Annotated in this window: 18 protein-coding genes; 11 read left to right on the top strand and 7 right to left on the bottom strand. The window is 64.2% G+C overall.

Going from position 1 to position 19,627, the window contains the following annotated elements; translation table 11 throughout:
• Positions 1–193: 193 nt before the first annotated feature.
• Both ABDB81_RS21320 and ABDB81_RS21315 read left to right on the top strand, forming a co-directional pair.
• Positions 194–676 (top strand): (2Fe-2S)-binding protein, encoded by a 483-nt coding sequence (locus ABDB81_RS21320; RefSeq protein ID WP_137924755.1) that lies wholly within the window; start codon positions 194–196, stop codon positions 674–676.
• The gene (locus ABDB81_RS21315) at positions 673–2,979 is read left to right on the top strand and encodes a molybdopterin cofactor-binding domain-containing protein (protein ID WP_346813457.1); all 2,307 of its coding nucleotides are present in this window, start codon (positions 673–675) and stop codon (positions 2,977–2,979) included. Before ABDB81_RS21320 ends, ABDB81_RS21315 begins: the two co-directional genes overlap by 4 nt.
• Here the strand turns inward: ABDB81_RS21315 and ABDB81_RS21310 are convergent.
• Entirely contained in the window at positions 2,951–3,886 is a 936-nt protein-coding gene (locus tag ABDB81_RS21310) for a LysR family transcriptional regulator (protein WP_137924753.1), read from the bottom strand. The genes ABDB81_RS21315 and ABDB81_RS21310 overlap by 29 nt on opposite strands.
• A gap of 231 nt (positions 3,887–4,117) precedes the next feature.
• The gene (locus ABDB81_RS21305; protein WP_346813451.1) at positions 4,118–4,981 is read right to left on the bottom strand and encodes an alpha/beta hydrolase; all 864 of its coding nucleotides are present in this window, start codon (positions 4,979–4,981) and stop codon (positions 4,118–4,120) included.
• 254 nt (positions 4,982–5,235) lie between these two features.
• Between ABDB81_RS21305 and ABDB81_RS21300 the strand changes: the two genes are divergently transcribed.
• Positions 5,236–5,811, top strand: coding sequence for a redoxin domain-containing protein (locus ABDB81_RS21300; RefSeq protein WP_346813447.1), 576 nt, complete (start codon positions 5,236–5,238; stop codon positions 5,809–5,811).
• A 39-nt stretch (positions 5,812–5,850) separates the two neighbouring features.
• Here the strand turns inward: ABDB81_RS21300 and ABDB81_RS21295 are convergent, their stop codons facing one another.
• Complete coding sequence (locus ABDB81_RS21295) at positions 5,851–6,339, bottom strand: VOC family protein (RefSeq protein ID WP_137924750.1); 489 nt, start codon at positions 6,337–6,339, stop codon at positions 5,851–5,853.
• Between the two features lie 241 nt (positions 6,340–6,580).
• On the opposite strand from ABDB81_RS21295, the gene ABDB81_RS21290 reads away from it, so the two are divergent.
• From ABDB81_RS21290 to poxB, 3 genes are all read left to right on the top strand, one after another.
• Positions 6,581–6,742, top strand: coding sequence for a hypothetical protein (locus ABDB81_RS21290; RefSeq protein WP_160472402.1), 162 nt, complete (start codon positions 6,581–6,583; stop codon positions 6,740–6,742).
• Positions 6,743–6,805: 63 nt separating this feature from the next.
• Positions 6,806–9,040, top strand: a complete 2,235-nt coding sequence (locus tag ABDB81_RS21285) for a phospholipase C, phosphocholine-specific (protein WP_137924749.1) — start codon at positions 6,806–6,808, stop codon at positions 9,038–9,040.
• Between the two features lie 151 nt (positions 9,041–9,191).
• Positions 9,192–10,925: a ubiquinone-dependent pyruvate dehydrogenase gene (gene poxB / locus ABDB81_RS21280; protein WP_160472397.1), complete on the top strand. Its 1,734-nt coding sequence runs from the start codon at positions 9,192–9,194 to the stop codon at positions 10,923–10,925.
• Between the two features lie 30 nt (positions 10,926–10,955).
• Here the strand turns inward: poxB and ABDB81_RS21275 are convergent, their stop codons facing one another.
• Entirely contained in the window at positions 10,956–11,951 is a 996-nt protein-coding gene (locus ABDB81_RS21275; protein WP_137924747.1) for a tripartite tricarboxylate transporter substrate binding protein, read from the bottom strand.
• Between the two features lie 65 nt (positions 11,952–12,016).
• Positions 12,017–13,231: a CaiB/BaiF CoA-transferase family protein gene (locus ABDB81_RS21270; RefSeq protein ID WP_137924746.1), complete on the bottom strand. Its 1,215-nt coding sequence runs from the start codon at positions 13,229–13,231 to the stop codon at positions 12,017–12,019.
• A gap of 144 nt (positions 13,232–13,375) precedes the next feature.
• Between ABDB81_RS21270 and ABDB81_RS21265 the strand changes: the two genes are divergently transcribed.
• Complete coding sequence (locus ABDB81_RS21265; protein WP_137924764.1) at positions 13,376–14,239, top strand: LysR family transcriptional regulator; 864 nt, start codon at positions 13,376–13,378, stop codon at positions 14,237–14,239.
• Between the two features lie 62 nt (positions 14,240–14,301).
• Here the strand turns inward: ABDB81_RS21265 and ABDB81_RS21260 are convergent, their stop codons facing one another.
• Complete coding sequence (locus ABDB81_RS21260) at positions 14,302–15,780, bottom strand: SulP family inorganic anion transporter (RefSeq protein ID WP_346813445.1); 1,479 nt, start codon at positions 15,778–15,780, stop codon at positions 14,302–14,304.
• Between the two features lie 295 nt (positions 15,781–16,075).
• Here ABDB81_RS21260 and ABDB81_RS21255 point away from each other — a divergent pair, with 295 nt between their 5' ends.
• Positions 16,076–16,513 carry a DUF2501 domain-containing protein gene (locus ABDB81_RS21255; RefSeq protein WP_160472394.1) on the top strand — a complete coding sequence of 146 codons (438 nt, stop codon included), beginning with the start codon at positions 16,076–16,078 and terminating at the stop codon, positions 16,511–16,513.
• 11 nt (positions 16,514–16,524) lie between these two features.
• Here the strand turns inward: ABDB81_RS21255 and ABDB81_RS21250 are convergent, their stop codons facing one another.
• On the bottom strand, positions 16,525–16,929 hold the full coding sequence (locus tag ABDB81_RS21250) for a DUF1801 domain-containing protein (RefSeq protein WP_160472393.1): 405 nt from the start codon (positions 16,927–16,929) through the stop codon (positions 16,525–16,527).
• A gap of 109 nt (positions 16,930–17,038) precedes the next feature.
• Here ABDB81_RS21250 and ABDB81_RS21245 point away from each other — a divergent pair, with 109 nt between their 5' ends.
• The 3 genes from ABDB81_RS21245 (at position 17,039) to ABDB81_RS21235 (ending at position 19,576) form a co-directional block, all read left to right on the top strand.
• Positions 17,039–17,566 (top strand): GNAT family protein, encoded by a 528-nt coding sequence (locus ABDB81_RS21245; protein ID WP_346813443.1) that lies wholly within the window; start codon positions 17,039–17,041, stop codon positions 17,564–17,566.
• A 196-nt stretch (positions 17,567–17,762) separates the two neighbouring features.
• On the top strand, positions 17,763–18,494 hold the full coding sequence (locus ABDB81_RS21240) for an FAD-dependent oxidoreductase (protein WP_346813442.1): 732 nt from the start codon (positions 17,763–17,765) through the stop codon (positions 18,492–18,494).
• Positions 18,491–19,576, top strand: coding sequence for a GMC family oxidoreductase (locus tag ABDB81_RS21235; RefSeq protein WP_346813440.1), 1,086 nt, complete (start codon positions 18,491–18,493; stop codon positions 19,574–19,576). The genes ABDB81_RS21240 and ABDB81_RS21235 overlap by 4 nt, the downstream gene beginning before the upstream one ends.
• Positions 19,577–19,627 lie beyond the last annotated feature (51 nt).

Below are 19,627 nucleotides of genomic sequence, written 5' to 3'. Positions count from 1 at the left end.
TGCGGTGTTTTCCATCGGCCGAATGATCCGGGCTACGGCCGCCGGCGACTAGCCGGTCAATACTTGTTGCCTTGATGAGCCGGACTCATGAAACGATTGATGAACTGCTTTCATGATGGCAATGAGCCATTGTGCGTAATCGAAACGCCGCCTATTCGATACCATACCGCGATCCCCCGCCTCTCTTCCGTCCATGACAACGATAAACATCAACGGCCAGGTTCATGAGGTCGACCTCTCCCCCGACACCCCACTGCTGTGGACGCTGCGCGATGCCCTGGGCTTTACCGGTACCAAGTTCGGTTGCGGCATGGCGCTTTGCGGCGCCTGCACCGTACATGTGGATGGGCAACCCGTCCGCTCCTGTGTCACGCCGATCTCCGGGATTGGTACCAAGCGCGTACGCACGATCGAATCGATGGATGCCGATCGCGTAGGCCGGGCCGTCCAGGATGCCTGGGTCGAGCTGGGCGTGGCCCAGTGCGGCTATTGTCAGGCCGGGCAGATCATGACGGCTACCGCGCTGTTGAAAGCGAATCCGAAGCCCACTGACGAGCAGATCGTGGCGGGGATGAGCGGCAATCTGTGCCGCTGTGGCACGTACACGCGCATCAATGCTGCGGTGAAGCTGGCATCGTCACGCCTTGCGGCCAACAAGACGGGAGCCAAGGCATGACTCGCACCGACCTCGAAACCCTCGAACAACCGGCGCGCCGTCGCATCCTGCAGGCAGGCGCGGTGTTCGCGCTGTCTCTGCAGTTCGGCGGACTGGTCACCAAGGCCGCCGCTGCCGAACCCGAGAAGAAATTCGGTGGCGCGGCGATGCCGGGCGGTGTCGTTGACGATCCGCTGGTGTTCGTCTCGATTGCGCGGGATGGCACCGTGACCATCGTGGCGCATCGAGCCGAGATGGGCACGGGGGTGCGAACCAGCCTGCCGATGGTTGTCGCCGACGAGATGGAGGCGGACTGGAGCCGCGTCAGAATCGTTCAGGCCGATGCCAACGAAGCGCGCTACGGCAGCCAGAATGTGGACGGGTCGCGCAGCATGCGGCATTTCCTGGCGCCGATGCGCCGGGTGGGTGCGTCGGCAAGGCAAATGCTCGAAGCCGCTGCTGCCGCGCAATGGAAGGTGCCGGTCACGGAGGTGCAGGCGCGTAACCACGAAGTGATTCATGCAGCCACGGGACGCCGGATCGGATATGGCGATCTGGCCGCAGCCGCGATGCAGCAGCCAGTGCCGAAGCGCGACCAACTTCGGCTCAAGCAGCCGGACGCATTCCGCTACATCGGCAAAGGCAGGATCATGCCGGCCGACAGTCGTGATATTGCGCAAGGCAAGGCGACCTACGGTATCGACGTGCGGCTGCCGGGCATGGTCTACGCGGTCATCGCCCGCCCGCCTGTCCATGGTGGCAAGCTGCGCAAGGTTGACAGCACCGATACGCTGAAGGTTCCGGGAGTCCTGCGGGTCGTCGAGCTGAAAGGCTACGACGGTCCGCCGTTGTTCAATCCCGTGGGTGGGGTGGCCGTGGTGGCTACCAATACATGGGCGGCGATGCAGGGCCGCGCGGCGCTCAAGCTCGAATGGGACGATGGCGCCAATGGCCGCTACGATTCCGTCGCGTTCCGCCGCACGCTCGAAGCGGCCGTGCGACAGCCAGGCAAGGCGCTACGCAGCGATGGCGATGCCGTGGCGGCGTTGTCGGCGGCCGGCAGCCAGCGCAAGGTCTCGGCCCAGTACTACATTCCGCATCTTGCGCATGCCTCGATGGAAACGCCCGTGGCAACGGCGCGTTTCGTTGACGGCAAGTGCGAGATCTGGGCGCCTTCGCAAGCGCCCCAGGGTGCATTGGAAAGCGTGGCGAAGCACGTCGGCCTCGACGTCAAGGACGTCACGCTGCATGTCACGTTGCTGGGCGGCGGCTTCGGCCGCAAGTCGATGGCCGACTTCATTTCCGAAGCGGCGTTGGTGTCGAAGGCGATGGACGGCAAGCCCGTCAAGCTGCAGTGGACGCGCGACGACGATATCCACCACGACTATTTCCACACGGTATCGGTCGAGCACATGGAGTCCGTGTTGGATGCCAGCGGCAAGCCGACGGCATGGCTGCACCGGTCCGCCGCGCCGACCATTACCTCCACGTTCAAGGTAGGCGCCGAAGGCAAAGCTGCATTCGAAGCGGGCATGACGGCCATCAACGTCCCGTTCCAGATCCCGTCGATCCGGCTGGAGTCGGCCGACGTGCCGGCGCACACGCGCATTGGCTGGTTCCGCTCGGTGTCCAATATTCCGCACGCATTTGCCGTGCAGAGCTTCGTTGCCGAGCTGGCGCATCAGGCGCGGCGCGATCCGAAGGATTACCTGCTGGAGCTGATCGGCCCGCCGCGCAAGATCGATCCCTCGACACTCTCGGACACGTGGAACTACAACGAATCGCCGGACGTGTATCCCCTGGATACCGGACGCATGCGGCGCGTCATCGAGGAAGCGGCGCGCAGGGCGAATTGGGGTCGCAAGCTGCCCAAGGGGCACGGCCTTGGCATTGCCATGGCGTACAGCTTCGTGACCTATGTGGCCACCGTTGTGGAAGTGGCAGTGGATGGCAAGGGCCAGATCACCATTCCGCGCGTGGACATGGCGATCGATTGCGGACCACAGGTCAACCCCGAGCGCATCCGTTCACAGGTGGAAGGCGGATGCGTGATGGGGATCAGCCTGGCGATGCTGGGCGAGATCACGTTCAAGGACGGCCGCGTCCAGCAAAGCAACTTCCACGACTTCGAGATCCTGCGCTCGCACATGGCACCTCGGGCCATCCATACGTGGATGGTCGGTGGCGATTTCGACGTACCGCCCGGTGGTGTGGGCGAGCCGCCCGTGCCGCCCATCGCGCCTGCACTCTGCAACGCGATCTTTGCGGCAACGGGGACACGGATCCGGTCCCTGCCTATCCGTGACCAGCTTTCGCAGGCTTAGCAGCGGTGACGCCATCCGGGTGGTACCGGATGGCGTCGATCACGATCTTGAGCGCGCGCGACGACTGCCTGCGGCTCGGATAGAACGCGTGATAGCCCGGGAAGGTCGGGCACCAGTCCTCCATCACCTTGATGAGTTTGCCTTTCTCCACGTAGGACTGGACGACCGGCGTCGGCAGGAACACCAGCCCAAAGCCATCCAGGGCGGCATTGATCATCTGGTTGACGCTATTGCAAATGACCTGCCCTTCCACACGGGCCTGCAACTTCCTGGATCCCTTCGCCAGTTCCCACGCATAGAGGCCGCCGCTAGTGGGAAGGCGCAGGTTGATGCATCGGTGCGACAACAGGTCGCGCGGCACCATCGGTTTTTCGCGGCCCTTGAAATATGCGGGTGACCCCGCCATGGCCATTTTCACATCGGGACTGATGCGCACTGCAATCATGTCCTTCTCGATCTGGTCGCCAAACCGCACGCCGATGTCGTAGCGATCACCCACAATGTTGGTGAGTCCGTAATCGACCGTCAATTCGACGTTGAGGTCCGGATAGTGCGGAAGTACCTTGGCGAGGCGTGGCCAGATGATGGCATCGATCGGATGGTCGACGGACGTAATGCGAATGGTGCCCGCCGGGCGTTCGCCAAGTTCGGCCACGGCGGACAGGTCGGCTTCGATTTCCTCGAATTTGGGACCAATGGACCGGACCAGCAGTTCGCCCGCGTCGGTCGTCGACACACTGCGCGTGGTCCGCGTCAGCAGCCGCACACCTAGTTTCGCTTCCAGATTGCGGATGGTGTGGCTCAGCGCGGATTGCGTGACGTCGAGGCGCGCTGCTGCGCGCGTGAAGCTCCGCTCGCGGGCGACGGTGACCAATGCAAGCAGATCGTTGAGATTGTGGCGGGGCATCGCAGCTCGCTGTGAAAAAATGCAGCCTGGCGTCGAGAGTGACGCAATGAAACCATTTCATGAATGGTCCGGCTATTGTTCAGCTTGGCACGTGCGACGCGCAAATGTTTTGTGGATAAGCCCTGTGCAACCCTCGGATATTCCAAGTCTCCCCGCTCAGCGTCCTAGCCGACGAAGCACCCATTGCTCGAGAGTTGTAGGTAGCACAGATGTCCCCGCCCTCTCCTGCTCTTACCCGCTGAAATACTGCGACATCACGCGGATGAACATGCCCGGCGTTTCCGAGAACGGAAAGTGCCCGGCATCCTCGAACTCCACCAGCAGCGCACCGGGAATGCCGCGTGCAATGGCGCGGCTGGCGCGCGGCGGGCAGACCCAGTCGTGCTTGCCAACGAGCACCAGCGTTCGGGTATCGATCTTTTCGAGCCGGGGGCGCAGGTCGTAGGACGGTGCCACGGCGGTCATGAAGTGCCGCATCATGTCGACCGAAGCAATGCTGAGTGCGGTCAGGACGGGCGGCACGTCCATATGGGCGGGCGCCGCGTAGTACGGGCCCACATGGCGGAAGAACGCGTCTACGCTTTCGGCGGAGATGTCGCCGCCGAATAGACGGGCCGCCACGGCCAGTGTTTCCGGGTTGGCGCGCGAGGCAAGCGACGGAGCCGGCTCGCCGGTGTCGTCCATGATCGGCTGCACCGTGGGCGAACTGCTGCACAGCACCATTCCCTGCACCAGCGCCGGATGGCGCAGCGCCATGTGCATGGCGACGAAGCCACCCGCCGAGTGGCCGAACACGTGCACGTGATGCAGCCCGAGGTACGCGCAGAGCGCGGCAACGTCATCGGCCATCTGCTCCAGCGTGCAGGTTTCCAGCGGCGGACGCCCCGAGCGACCTTGCCCGCGCAGATCGACGTAGAGCAGTTGTGCCTCGTCGCGCAGGCCGGACAGGCCGGGTTTCAGATAGCCGTGATCGAAGCCGAGTCCGCCGTGGATCACCACCAGCACCGGTTTTTCAATCAGCCTGCCCGCCCCCGGGCGAAAACCTTCGCCGTCGATGTCGAAGAAGATTTCTGTGCCGTTGATCGTGGCCTGCATGAACGTCTCGCGGTGTCTGTGGTTTAAGCCGCGAAGCTTCTCAGGGACGGCGATCGCGATTTGTCGGAATCGCCCGGTTTTTCCGAAGGTGCACCGGCTTTTGGTATTAGCTCGCTAACTTGGAACGCGATGTCTTGCGAAGTGGCGGTCTCGTCGCTGGACGAAAGGATATCTTTCCCGGACGAATTGGCATCCCGGAAGGTCGCCGCGAGCCAATACTAGGGACACCATCAGACGCAGCAGGAGATCCCATCATGAATGCCCGCCACCCCCAACCCGCGCCTGCCCTGGTCGTCGACCAGTGGTTCAACACGGATCAACCCATCACGCTGGAAAGCTTGCGTGGCAAGGTTGTCGTGATCGAAGCCTTCCAGATGCTGTGTCCGGGCTGTGTGTCACATGGTTTGCCGCAGGCGGCGCGCGTGCACCAGACGTTCTCCGCATCAGAGGTGGCCGTGATCGGCCTGCATACCGTGTTCGAGCATCACGACGCCATGACGCCCACGGCACTGAAGGCGTTCCTGCACGAGTACCGCATTCCTTTTCCGGTCGGCGTGGACCGGCCCGACGGGCACGATGGCGTCCCGCAGACCATGCGGGCCTATGCGATGCGTGGCACGCCGACGCTGATCCTGATCGATGCCCGGGGCAATCTGCGCCAGCAGCATTTCGGATCGGTGGCGGACCTCACGCTCGGCGCGCAGATCGCGGAACTGGTGCTGGAAGCGCGGCAGGACTCGGCACAGGAGGCCGTGACGACAAGCCAGCCGGAACACGCCGCGCCAGATACGGACTGCGCATCGGGCGCGTGTCCGGTTGACGCGCGATGAGTGTCGGCAACGCGGTGTGAGCCATGTGGGCGGCGTGGCCTAGCCGCCCTCGCCCCGCACCGCCGCCTCGATCTTCGCCACGTCGATCTTCTTCATCGTCATCATCGCGTTGAAGGCCCGCTTGGCCGCTGCCTTGTCCGATCCCATCACGGCATCGGTCAGCACGCGCGGGGAGATCTGCCACGACAGCCCCCAGCGATCCTTGCACCAGCCGCAGTCGCTTTCCTGCCCGCCGTTGTTGACGATGGCATGCCAGAGCCGGTCGGTTTCTTCCTGATCGTCCGTGGCGATCTGGAACGAGAACGACTCGTTGTGCTTGAAATACGGTCCGCCATTCAGGCCCATGCACGGAATGCCGGCCACCGTGAAATCCACCGTCAGCACATCGCCTTCCTTGCCGTTGGGATAGTCGCCTGGCGCGCGATGGACGGCCGTTACCACACTGTCGGGAAACGTCTCTGCATAAAAGTTGGCGGCGTCGAGTGCGTCGCCGTCATACCACAGGCAGATGGTGTTCTTGCTCGTCATGCGGGTCTCCTGTTTGTCATCACTGCGTAAGAATTGGCGCCCGGCGCGGTGCTGCGCCGATGTGCCTCGCGTGTGTCAATCAATGTACTGCAATGTCGGCGAGCGAATGTGGACACCCGCGTGCGGAAATCGCCCGCAAGTGCGTCTCGCGTCATGAACCTGTCACTGGTGTCTCCTAGTCTTGCGGCCTGCCTCACCGGGCAGCCCCGATTCGAATAACGAGCCGATAAAAAAAGACACCATGGAAGAAACCAGATTCATACGCGGATTCGCAGCCGCGTGCCTCGCCGCGCTGTTGCTGAGCGCCTGCGGCGGGAGCGACGACGACAAGCCCACGCAACCTCCGGCCGGCACGCAACCCGGCGCCTCGGCCCCAGCCGTCGACAAGCGCTGCGCGCCCTGATCCGCTCGCATCGTCTCGCACGCCCGCTCCGCTCACTGACTCATTCGCTCAGTCATAAAAAACATGATCTCCCGCCGCAAGTTTCTGCAGGCGGCCACTGGCACGGCATTCTCCGCCGCCGCCCTGGCCGCCTTCCCGCCCAGTATCCGCCGCGCACTGGCCATCCCCGCGAATAACGCCACGGGCACCATTGCCGATGTCGAGCACGTCGTCATCCTGATGCAGGAAAACCGTTCGTTCGACCACTACTTCGGCACGCTCAAGGGCGTGCGCGGTTTTGGCGATCGCATCACGGTTCCGCTGCCGAACGGTCGCAACATCTGGCAACAAGGCCGCGCCAACGGCAGCATCCTGACGCCGTATCACCTCGATGGCACCAGTAACAACGCGCAGCGCGTGTCCGGCACGCCGCATACGTGGGTAGACAGCCAGAACGCCTGGGACCATGGCCGCATGTCGCGCTGGCCCGTGTCGAAGAACGATGTCTCGATGGGCTACTACAAGGAACAGGAAATCCCGTTCCAGTTCGCGCTCGCCAGGGCGTTCACGATGTGCGATGCGTATCACTGCGCGATGCACACCGGCACCGACGCCAATCGCTCATTCCACATCACCGGCACCAACGGCGTGATGCCGCAGAACCGTGCCTTCGTGAACAACGAGTGGGATGCGATCAACGGCATCGCCGCCGATGCCAACGTGGGCTACACGTGGACCACCTACGCAGAACGTCTGGAGACTGCCGGCATCAGCTGGATCAGCTACCAGAACATGCCCGATGAGTGGGGCGACAACATGCTGGGCGCGTTCCAGAACTTCCGCCGCGCGAACCTGGCTTCGGGCTTCCCGGTCTCCAGCGGCGGCGCGCCGCAGTCGGCTTACACCAACACCGGACAAGCGCTGCCGTACAAGGCTTACGATGCGGCCACGGACAACGCGGCCAATCCGCTGTACAAGGGCATCGCCAACACGCTGCCGGGCACCACGCCTGACCAGTACCTCGACGCCTTCAAGCGCGATGTCACGAATGGCACGCTGCCCAGCGTTTCGTGGATCAATGCCCCGTCGATCTACTGCGAGCACCCCGGTCCGTCGTCGCCGGTACAGGGCGCATGGTTCCTGCAGGAAGTGCTGGACGCGCTGACCAGTAATCCCGAGGTCTGGAGCAAGACTGTCCTGCTGATCAACTTCGACGAGAACGATGGTTACTTCGACCACATCCCGTCGCCGTCCGCCCCGTCGCGCCATCCGGACAACACGCTGGCAGGCAAGAGCACGCTGTCGGATACGGACATGGCTGCCGAGTACTACACGCAGTCACCGCCAGCAGGCAGCACGAGCCAGCCCGCGCGCGATGGCCGCGTGTTCGGCCCCGGCCCGCGCGTGCCGATGTTCGTGATCTCGCCGTGGAGCCGTGGTGGCTGGGTCAATTCGCAGGTGTTCGATCACACCTCGGTGCTGCGCTTCCTGGAAGCCCGTTTCGGCGTGCAGGAACCCAACATCAGCCCGTACCGTCGCGCAGTCTGTGGCGACCTGACCTCGGCCTTCAACTTCAAGACGCCGAACAACGAATTGCTGCCGCAGTTGAACGGACACCAGACGCGCGCCGCAGCGGATGCCCTGCGTGCGTCGCAGGGTGCCCTGCCCGCTGTGCCCGTACCTACCACCGCGCAATTGCCGCAGCAGGAAGCCGGCTCGGTGCCGTCGCGCGCCCTGCCCTACGAGCTGCACACCAGCGCCCGCGCCAACGTCAACGGCACCGTGCAACTGCTGTTCGCGAACTCGGGCAAGCAGGCTGCCGTGTTCCACGTCTACGATCGCAACGATCTGGACAGCGTGCCGCGCCGCTACATGCTCGAAGCGGGCAAGACGCTGTCCGACACCTGGGCTGCATCGTCATCCGATGCCGGTCAGTACGATCTCTGGGTGCTCGGGCCGAATGGCTATCACCGCCACTTCAAGGGCGATACCAAGGTGCTGGCCACTGCGCGTGCCAATCCGGAAATCCGCGTCTGCTACGAAGTGACGAATGGCGATGTCTACATCGACCTGATGAACTTGGGCAGCGGCTCGACCACCTTCCACATCACGCCGCTGGCCTACCGGACCGACGGTCCGTGGGAAGCCACGGTGGCGGCGGGCGCCACGCAGACGCTGAACTGGTCCCTCAAGGACAGCGGCAGCTGGTACGACTTTGCCGTCACCAGCAGCAGCGATCTCACGTTCTACCGCCGCTTTGCAGGTCGCGTGGAGACCGGCAAGGATTCGGTGACCGATCCGGCAATGGGACAGTTGTAAGAATTGCTGCCAGGCCAGCGTCGCGGCGGGCTTCCGGCCTGCTGTGACGTAATCCGTGCAAATCGGAAGGCCATGGCGCGAACCTTCAAGCGGGGAACGTGACGAATGACTATGGTTTAAGCCACGCCACCCACAAACAAGGAGCAGCGCCATGGCCAAGACGATTGCAGCGGACCTCATTACCCAAACGCTATACAACGTGGGGGTCCGCCGGATCTACGGCGTGGTGGGCGACAGCCTCAACGGGCTGACCGAATCGCTGCGCGTGCGCGGTGACATCGAATGGATTCATACGCGCCATGAGGAAGCCGCTGCCTTCGCGGCCGGCGCCGAAGCCCACCTGACCGGCGAACTCGCGGTCTGCGCCGGTAGCTGCGGCCCGGGCAACCTTCACCTGATCAACGGGCTGTTCGACTGCCACCGCTCGCGCGTGCCGGTGCTGGCCATCGCCGCCCATATCCCGAGTGCCGAAATCGGCCGGGGCTACTTCCAGGAAACGCACCCGGACCAGTTGTTCCGCGAGTGCAGTCACTATTGCGAACTGGTCACCAGCGTCGAGCAACTGCCCGGCGTGCTGGAGACCGCCATCCGCGCTGCCGTGGGTCATCGTGGCGTGGCCGTGATCGTCATTCCGGGCGATGTGGCGCTACGCGAGGCGGCCACGGCGATGCTCTCTTCGCCGGCTTCGCTGACCTTCTCGCAACCCGTGGTCACGCCGGATCGCGCGTCGCTCGAATCGCTCGCCACGCTGCTCAACGATGGCAGCAAGACCACGCTGCTATGCGGACGCGGATGCGCTGGCAGCCATGAACAGGTGCTGCGCCTGGCCGAAACGCTGAAGGCGCCCGTGGTGCACGCGCTAGGCGGCAAGGAGCACGTGGAGTACGACAATCCGTACGACGTGGGCATGACGGGCCTGATCGGCTTCAGCTCTGGCTATCACGCGATGGAACAGTGCGACACGCTGGTGATGCTGGGCACCGATTTCCCGTATCGCCAGTTTTATCCGACCGATGCGAAGGTCATTCAGATCGATGTCCGCCCCGAGAACCTCGGTCGTCGAACCCGGCTCGATCTCGGGCTGGTCGGTGATGTCGGCGCCACGCTCGATGCGCTGCAGCCGCTGCTGACCGTGAAAGCGGATCGCGCGCATCTGGACCAGAGCGTGGAGCACTACCATCGCGCCCGCGCCCAACTGGATGACCTGGCCACCGGTGACAGCGGCCGAAAGCCCATCCATCCGCAATACCTGGCAAAGCTGGTCAGCGACATGGCTGCCGACGATGCCGTCTTCACGTTCGACGTGGGCACGCCAACGATCTGGGCCGCACGCTACCTCAAGATGAATGGCCGCCGTCGCATGATCGGCTCGCTGGCGCATGGCTCGATGGCCAACGCGTTGCCGCAGGCCATCGGCGCACAGGCTGCGTTTCCGGGTCGCCAGATCATCAGCCTGTCCGGCGATGGCGGCTTCGCGATGATGATGGGGGACTTCCTGACGCTGGTGCAGGAGCGGCTGCCGGTGAAGGTCATCATCTTCAACAACAGCGTGCTGGGCTTTGTGGCGCTGGAAATGAAGGCGTCGGGCTTCCTGGAAGAAGGTACGCGGCTGGAAAACCCCGATTTCGCGGCCATGGCGCGGGCCATCGGCGTGCATGCGCAGCGCGTGGATGACCCACTGCTGCTGCCTGATGCCATCGAAGGATTCCTGCGCCACGACGGCCCCGCCCTGCTGGACGTGGTCACCAACACGCAGGAACTGGCCATGCCGCCCTCGATCAAGGCCGAGCAGGTGAAGGGATTCAGCCTGTGGGCGCTCAAGGCCGTGATGAACGGCCGGGGCGACGAACTGCTGGAACTGGCGAAGTCCAACCTGCTGCGCTAGGCCAGTTCCACCAAGGGGATCGATGCCCGATCAGTTGGCGCTGATCCCCTTCGCCTTGACGATGGCGCTCCAGCGGTCATAGTCCTTGTTGAGCCGCGCCTGCATCTGCTTGCCGTCCTGGAACGAGGCGATGGCACCTGCGGTGACCAGCTTCTGCTGCAGTTCCTTGTCGTTGCCGATGATGTCGCGTGTCTCCTTTGCGATACGGTCCACGATGGCCTGCGGCGTATCCAGCGGCGCAATGAGGCCGCCCCACGAATCGAAGTCGAAGCCCGGAAAGCCCTGCTCGGACACCGTCTTCACATTCGCCAGCAGCACCTTGGCGTTCGGCGAACTCAGCGCGATGGCCTTGAGCTTGCCCGCGCGGATATGCGGCAGCGCTGCCACCACGTCCGCAAACATCACCCCCACCTGACCACCCAGCAAGTCGGCCACGGCCGGCGCACTGCCGCGATACGGCACGTGCAGCATGTCGAAATGGCCCAGGTCCTTGAGTTGCTCCATCGCCAGATGGCCAAAGCTGCCGGTGCCCGAGCTGGTGTAGCTCAACGGCGTCTTGCTGGCCTTGGCAAAACGGATCAGGTCGGGCAGCGTCTCCACGCCTGGCACCACCGCCGGGTTGATGACGATGGCCATCGGCAGCACGTAGACAGTTGCCACCGACGTGAAATCCTTCTTCACGTCATAGGCGTTGGTCTTGTACATCAGCGGCGCCAGCAGCGCGGGCATGCCGAACATCGACAGGTTGTAGCCATCGGCCGGGCTCTTGATGAAGCTGGCCGTGCCGATCGACCCCGATGCACCCGGCTTGTTCTCGATGATGACTTGTTGCCCGAGCCGCTCCGACAGCTTCTGCGCGACGATGCGCGCGGCCGTGTCCGTGGGGCCGCCGGCGGGGAACGCCACCACCATCTTGATGAACTTGTCGGGCCACTCGCTCTTGGCAAAGGCGGCGGGCATGACGGCCGCCAGCGCGGCAGCGGCGCCAGCCTTCAGTACGTGGCGGCGGGTGATGGTTTGGCTCATGGTCTTGTCTCCTGCTTCCGAAATCTAAATCGTTGAATGTTGTCTTGATGTTCGATGCCTGGTGTTCAGATCACGCCCTGCGCCTGCAGCGCGGCAATGGTGTCGTCATCGAGCTTCAGCAGATCGGTGAACACCTCGCGGTTGTGCTCGCCCAGGTGCGGGGGCGCACGGCGCACCGGCATGCGCTGGCCGTCGAGTGCATAGGGCGGCGCCAGCACGGCCTGCGAACCGGCTTCGCTGTCTTCGAAGCGATGCAGCAGGCCGGCCTGCGCGGTGCGCTCGGACTCCAGCGCTTCCATCAGGCCCAGCACCTCGCCACAAGGAATCTGCGCGGCGGTCAGCCGCTCCAGCAGTTCGGCACGCGTGAATTGTGCGAGCGCCTGCCGTACCTCGGCCAGCAGGATCTCCCGATTGGCCGAGCGCGCGGTGTTGGTCGCAAAACGCTCGTCCTCGGCCCATTCCGGACGCCCGATTACCTCGCGGCAGAAGCGCACGAACTGGCCGTTGTTGCCGACCGTAATGACCAGTGGACCATCGGCGGCTTCGAACACGCCGTAAGGCACGATCGACGGATGCGCATTGCCGAACTTGGGCGGATCGCCGGCCTTGAGCAGCGCTTCCATGCCGTAGTACGAGGTGATCATCAGCCCGCAGTCATACAGCGCCATCTGCACGTGACGGCCCTGCCCCGTGGACTGGCGCGCGAACAGCGCGGCAAGAATGGCCTGCGCCGAGTACATGCCGGTGAACATATCGACGGCAGCCACGCCGAATTTCAGCGGACCCTGCCCGGCTTCACCGTTCGTCGCCATCACGCCCGATTCGCCCTGCACGACGAGGTCGTAGCCCGGACGCTCGGCTTCCGGCGTGAAACGCGCGTAGCCCGAGATCGAGCAATAGACCAGACGCGGATTGATGGCGCTGAGCTGTTCGTAGCCGAGGCCGAGCTTCTCGGCACCGCCTACCTTGAAGTTCTGGATCACCACATCGCTGATCGCCGCCAGTTCGCGCGCCAGCTTCACGCCGGCCTCGCTCTGCAGATCGAGCGTGATCGCGCGCTTGTTGCGGTTGGCGCTGTTGAAATACGAGGTGTTGCGCGACCCGATGCGCACGCCCCAGTCGCGGGTATCGTCACCGCGCGAGGGGTGCTCCACCTTGATGACATCGGCGCCAAGATCGGCCAGCGCCATGGCGCACATCGGCCCGGCCAATACGCGCGAGAGGTCCAGTACCCGCACGCCTGCCAGCGGCAGCGCTGCGGCTGTGTTCGTTGAAATCATGCTGTGTCTCCCCGGTCCACGCGGATCCTGGGAGTGGTCCGGTTGTTTCTGGTGAAGCACGATTGTGGATATGTTCTCGATGCTTGACAATTGCAACGGAATTTCACCATATCTGCATACCAAAGGTTGACAATGGACCCGAATGTGGACCTGAACGCACTGTCCCTGCTGGTCGACATCATCGACGCGGGCAACCTGAGCCGCGCCGCAGCCCGGCTTGGCATGAGCCGAGCCAACGTCAGCAAGCGGCTCAATCACTTCGAACGGCAACTGGGCGCCGAACTGCTCCGCCGCAGCACGCGGCAACTGGAGCCCACGGAACTGGGCTGGCAACTCTATGAAAACGGCCGCGCCATCCGGCACCAGTTGCTGGCCGCGCAGGAATCCGTGCAAAGCCTGGGAAAGAAACTCAGCGGTACGGTTCGGCTCAGCGTGCCGAGCGGCTTTGGGCAACACACGATGTCCGCATGGTTCATCGAATTCATGCGGCGCTACCCCGACATCACGCTCAACGTGATTTTCGACAACGACCTGGAAGACCTGATCAAGGGCGCGGTGGATTTCTCGGTACGGGTGATGGCGGAGACGCCATCGAACGCGGTGGCCTGCAGCCTTGGCGATGTGGAATACGTGGCCTGCGCCACGCCGGGCCTGCTGGCGGAACTCGGCGAACTTCCGGATACGCTCGCCGGCTTTGCAACGTTGCCACTGGTGACATCGGAACTCACGGGCCAGAAACTGCGCGTCAATCGCCCCCGACTGGTGTCGGCCAATTTCTTCTTCCTGCGCGACACCATCCTGCAGGGCCTCGGCGTGGGGCTGGTGCCGCGCTACATGGTGGATCAGGACATCAAGGCCGGGGCACTGGTCCGCCTGCCTCTACCGCAGCAGGAACTGGCATTCCTGCGCACGACGATGTATCTGCTGTATATGCCAGCGCGGTATCAGACAAAGGCAGTGACGACGTTGATTGCGTTTTTGAGGGAGAAGGCGGGGGCGTTAGTCTGACTGCTGCATTTCTCCCCTCTCCCACTTCGCGGGAGAGGGGAGAAAACCGGGAGCGAATCAAATCAATGCCCAGCCTCCCGCACACCCCCCACCTTGTCATGCGTCCCAAACCTCTCCACCATCGTCACGCTCGCACGATTCAGCCCAAACACTTCAACCTCCACCCCATTGCGGCGGAACTTGTGGACGACCCGGTCCAGCGCGTCGATGGCCGTGATGTCCCAGAAATGCGCATGCGAGAGATCGAGCACCACATGGCGCACCGGCTCCTTGAAATCGAACTCGCTGACCAGCGATTCTGAAGAGGCAAAGAAGACCTGTCCGCGCACGAAGTAGCGGCGCGTATCGGCTGCGGTGGATTCCGACGTCACTTGCAGTACACGGGTCACCTTCGACGCGAAGAACAGCGCGCTGAGCAGCACGCCTACCAGTACGCCTAGTGCCAGGTTGTGGGTCAGCACCACGATGGCCACGGTGGCCAGCATCACCACCGACGAGCTTTTCGGATGGGTGAGCAGGTTCCTCAGCGACTGCCAGCTGAACGTGCTGATCGACACCATGATCATCACGGCCACCAGCGCGGCCATCGGGATCTGCTTGACCCACGGCCCGAGGAACACCACCAGCACCAGCAGCAGCGCGCCGGCCACGAAGCTCGACAACCGGCCCCGCCCGCCCGATTTCACGTTGATGATCGATTGCCCGATCATTGCGCAACCGGGCAGGCCGCCGAGTATCCCCGCCACGATATTGGCAATGCCCTGCCCCCGGCATTCCCGGTTCTTGTCGCTGCCCGTATCGGTGAAGTCATCGATGATGGCGGCCGTCATCAGCGATTCCAGCAGGCCCACGACGGCCACCGCCATCGCATAGGGGAAGATGATGCGCAGGGTTTCCCAGGTCAGCGGCACGTTGGGCAAGGCTGGCACGGGCAGATGCTCGGGGAAGGCGCCCATGTCGCCGACGGTGCGCACCGGCAGGTCCAGGTAGATGGCGATGGCGGTCAGCACGACGATGCAGACCAGCGGCGACGGAATCGCCTTGGTAATCCTCGGGAACAGGTAAAGGATGGCCAGCCCGCCTGCGGTCAACCAGTAGACGGCGGCCGGCGCGTGCGTCAGTTCCGGCAACTGCGCAAGGAAGATCAGGATCGCCAGCGCATTGACGAAGCCCGTCACCACCGAGCGCGACACGAATCGCATCAGCGCGCCCAGCTTCAGCCAGCCCGCGCCGATCTGCAGCACGCCAGCCAGCAGCGCCGTGGCGAACACGTATTGCACGCCATGGTCCTTCACCAGCGAGGTCAGCAGCAGCGCCACCGCCCCGGTGGCCGCCGAGATCATGCCGGGCCGACCGCCCGCAATCGATGTCACCACGGCAATCGAGAACGCGGCATAGAGCGCCACCTGCGGGTCCACACCGGCGATCACGGCGAATGCGAGGGCTTCGGGAATCAGCGCCAGCGCCACGACAAGGCCAGCGAGACAGTCGCCACGGATATTGGACAGCCAGTCCTGGCGAAAGGTGTTGGGGGCGAACAAGGGAAAACTCCAGCGGAAACAGCGACTTAGGCGAGGCGCGGAATGATAGGGGGTTGAGGGGTTTTGAGCAACCTGCGTTGGCTTCCTCACCGCTGGTTTTCTCCCCTCTCCCGCGAAGTGGGAGAGGGGCGGGGGTGAGGGCATGAGGTTCAAATTGCGATTTGTTGGTGATTGCACCGCCGGCCCTCACCCCCAACCCCACTCCCGCCATGCGGGAGAGGGGAGCCAAAACCCGAGAGGATCGCCCAAACCGCATATAGTAAAAAACCCCGTCCCCGCGTTAAGGAGTCTCCCCATGGCAGCATTTCGCACCGCTACCGTTCTTGCTTTCGCCCTCCTCGTCACCCCCCTCGCCCACGCCCAGCTCGGCGATCTCATGAAATCCGCCCCCGGCGGCACTTCTGGGCAGAGCGCCACCGGTGCCCTGGGTACGCTAGGCAGCCTCGCACCGTCGTCGGTCAGCGCGGGCACGGCCGGCAATGCCGCAGGCGTGATCGAGTACTGCGTGAAGAACAACTACCTGAACGCCGATTCCGCCACATCGGCGGTCAAGGACAAGCTGCTCGGATCGACGTCGGGCGGGACCAAGGATGCCGGCTATGGCGAAGGCGCGAAAGGCATGCTGTCCACCAGCAGCGGCAGCAAACTCGATCTGAGCGGCGGCGGGCTCAAGGCCGAAGTGACGAAACAGGTCTGCGAGAAGATCCTGGCGCAGGGCAAGTCGATGTTCTGAACCGCAATCTCTCAGCCACGCGGTTTCTTCTCCGTATTGAGCGCCACGGCCGCCCGGATCAGTGCCGTGAGCGCCTTTTCCACCTTGGCATCGATCTTGTCGCCCTCATGGAAGTCGATGGCGCGACGGGTGTTGCCCTCAAGGCTGGCATTGAACAGGCCGGCCGGATCGGGTAGCGACGCCCCCTTGGCGAACGTCATCTTCACCGCGCTCTTGTAGGTCTCGCCCGTGCAGAGGATGCCGTGATGTGACCAGGTCGGCACGCCGCGCCATTTCAGTTCCTCGATGATCCCAGAATCGGCGGCACGGACGATCTTGCGGACCCGCGCGAGGGTCTCGCCCCGCCAGTCGTCCAGCGAGGCAATCTTCTCGTCGATCTGTGCGGACACATCGGATACATCGGAATCCTTGGTCATCGGGTCTCCTTGTCGTTATCGCGGGGGGCTGCGTGTGCGTGAGGATAGTGCCACGGCATCTATCGGCTGTCCTACCATGACAGCACCCGTCCCCACCTTCAGGCCCCCCATGTCCGAGATCGCCTCTCCTGTTGTGCTGCCCCTGCAAACCACCCTCCGAGGCGGCCGGGCCGTGCTGCTGCGCGAGATCTGCGAGGCTGACCGCGCCGGGGTGATCGAAGCCTTCACGCATCTCTCCGACGCGTCGCGTTATACGCGCTTCATGGGTCTGATGAAGACACTGCCCGATGCCCTGCTTGACGATGCCGTGCACTCGGAGCCGGGCCACGACTTCGCACTCGTGGCCATGGCCGTTCCCGGCGAGGGCCTGATCGGCGGCGCCCGCTATGTGGAAATCCCCGACCGTGGCGCCTGCGAGTTTGCCATCACCCTGCTGGACGCCTGGCAGGGGCAAGGACTGGCGCGGCTCTTGTTGCAGACGCTGATCGGGCATGCCCGAACGACCGACATCCGGACGATGGAAGGCTATGTCCTGGCCACGAACCGCCCGATGCGCGGCCTGGCGCATCGGCTCGGTTTCTCCGATGCGCCGTGTCCGGACGATCCCACCGTGCGCATCGTCACGCTGGCGTTGTAGGCCCTCCCCCGCTCCTGAAGTCTCTGACCTATCTGATCCATCCGTGTGGGCAACCGTACGGAAGCGCACCCGTGCGCGCCCGTACATTGAGTTCCGGACAGGTCCGCGGGCACGCCCTGCGGACCATCCGCATGACGCCAACGACAGACGCCCGTAGACAAGACGCCACACCGACGGCGAAACCGGAGAGGCTCCCATGGCACTGACCACCTCGTCGCCGGCCGCGACAATGCAGACGCGTGTCTGCGTGATCGGGTCCGGACCCGCCGGTATCGCGTGCACGCTCGAACTGGCCAAGCAAGGTATCGACGTCATCCTCGTTGAGGGCGGCGGAGATGCGTTGCAGCCAGACAAGCAAGCCGCGAGCGATGCGGAAATCGTCGATGGTCTGCGCCACGCGCCAATGGCCGATGCCGTGGGACAGGCGCTGGGCGGCACTTCCTGGCTGTGGGGGGGCCGCTGCATCCCGTTCGATCCGGTGGATTTTGCGCCCCGTGACCATGCACCGGGCGCGGCCTGGCCGATTGCCTATGAAGACGTGGCGCCGTGGTATCGCGCAGCGTGCGAGTACGCCAACTGCGGCCAGCCGAGCTTCACGCTCGGGGAGATGGACGTGATGGACGCGGCGACGGCCCGGCAGCCGCTGACCGGCTCCTTCCGCGCTGGCGACGTGATTGCCACCGATCTGGAGCGTTGGGCCGGTGAGCCCGTATTTGCGCGCCGCTACGCCGAAACCCTGCGCGACCATCCCAACGTCCGGCTGCTGCTCGACGCGACGTGCATCGACATTGATCTCGATCCCGATACCGAGGAAGTGCGCAGCGTCGTGGTGGCCCAGGGCGGCGCGGAACATGGGCTGCTGCGCATCCGTGCCGACCGCTTCGTGCTGGCCTGCGGCGGACTGGGCGTGACCCCGGACTGGGCGTGACCCAACTGCTGCTGGACGCCAACACGCGATGCGACAACCGGCTCGGGAATCGCAGCGACATGCTGGGCCGACACTACATGGGCCATATTTCCGGCAAGATCGCCAGCGTGCGGTTTCATGCCGACCCCAGGCGCACGGTCTACCACTTCGAGCGCGACCGCGACGGCTTCTATGCGCGGCGCCGACTGACCATGCCGGCCGAGGTGCAGCATCGCGAGCGGCTGCTCAACACCGCGATGTGGCTCGACAACCATCCACCGGCAGATCCCGCGCACGGAAACGGCGTGCTGTCGCTGGCCTACCTCGCGCTGCGCACGCCCGGGCTGAACCGGATGCTGACGGCGCCGGCTATCGCCAAGGCCGTGACCGCTGCCAGCGCGCGCGGCGGGCTCGGCGCGCACTGGGGCAACGTGCTGCGTGCCCTGCCACAGATCGCGGGTTTCGTGCCGCCCTTCATCTATCGACGCTATCTGGCACGGCCCCGGCTGCCCGGCTTCTTCCTGCGCAGCCCGAACAATGTCTACGCACTGCACTATCACGCCGAGCAGTTACCGCATGCGGACAGCCGCGTGACGCTGGCCGATGCCACGGATCGGCACGGCCTGCGCCGGCTCCGAATCGACCTGCGCTACCAGCAGGCCGATGCCGAATCGGTGGTGCGCACCCATCAACTGCTGGACCGGCACCTGCGCGAAACCGGCGCCGGGCAACTGGATTTCTGGATGCCGGAAGCCGAGCGTGTGGATCACGTCATGGCGCATGCGTCGGATGGCTTTCACCAGATCGGCACCGCGCGCATGGCGTTCGACTGGCGCGGCGGCGTGGTGGATACCAATTGCCGCGTCTTCGGCACGCGCAACCTGCACGTGGCCAGCAGCGCCGTGTTCCCGTCATCGGGGCAGGCCAATCCCACCCTGACCATCCTGGCGCTTTCCGCCCGACTGGCCCACCACCTCGGGGCGCAGTTGCGCGGCGGCGGCACGCTGTACGACATCAACACCCTTGCTGCCACCCCCGCAGTGCCAGAAACGATTGCCGATGTGCCCATGGCTGCGCGTGCAGCCGGAGGAATTGCGACATGACCGCCAAGCCACCCTTGCGATCCTGGCCTGATAACCGATCTCCGAGGAGCC

Origin of the sequence: Cupriavidus sp. DL-D2 (assembly GCF_039710735.1) — a bacterium.
GTDB lineage: Bacteria > Pseudomonadota > Gammaproteobacteria > Burkholderiales > Burkholderiaceae > Cupriavidus.
Note: the sequence above shows the minus strand (reverse complement) of the source record. Positions and strands in the feature narration are given on the sequence as shown.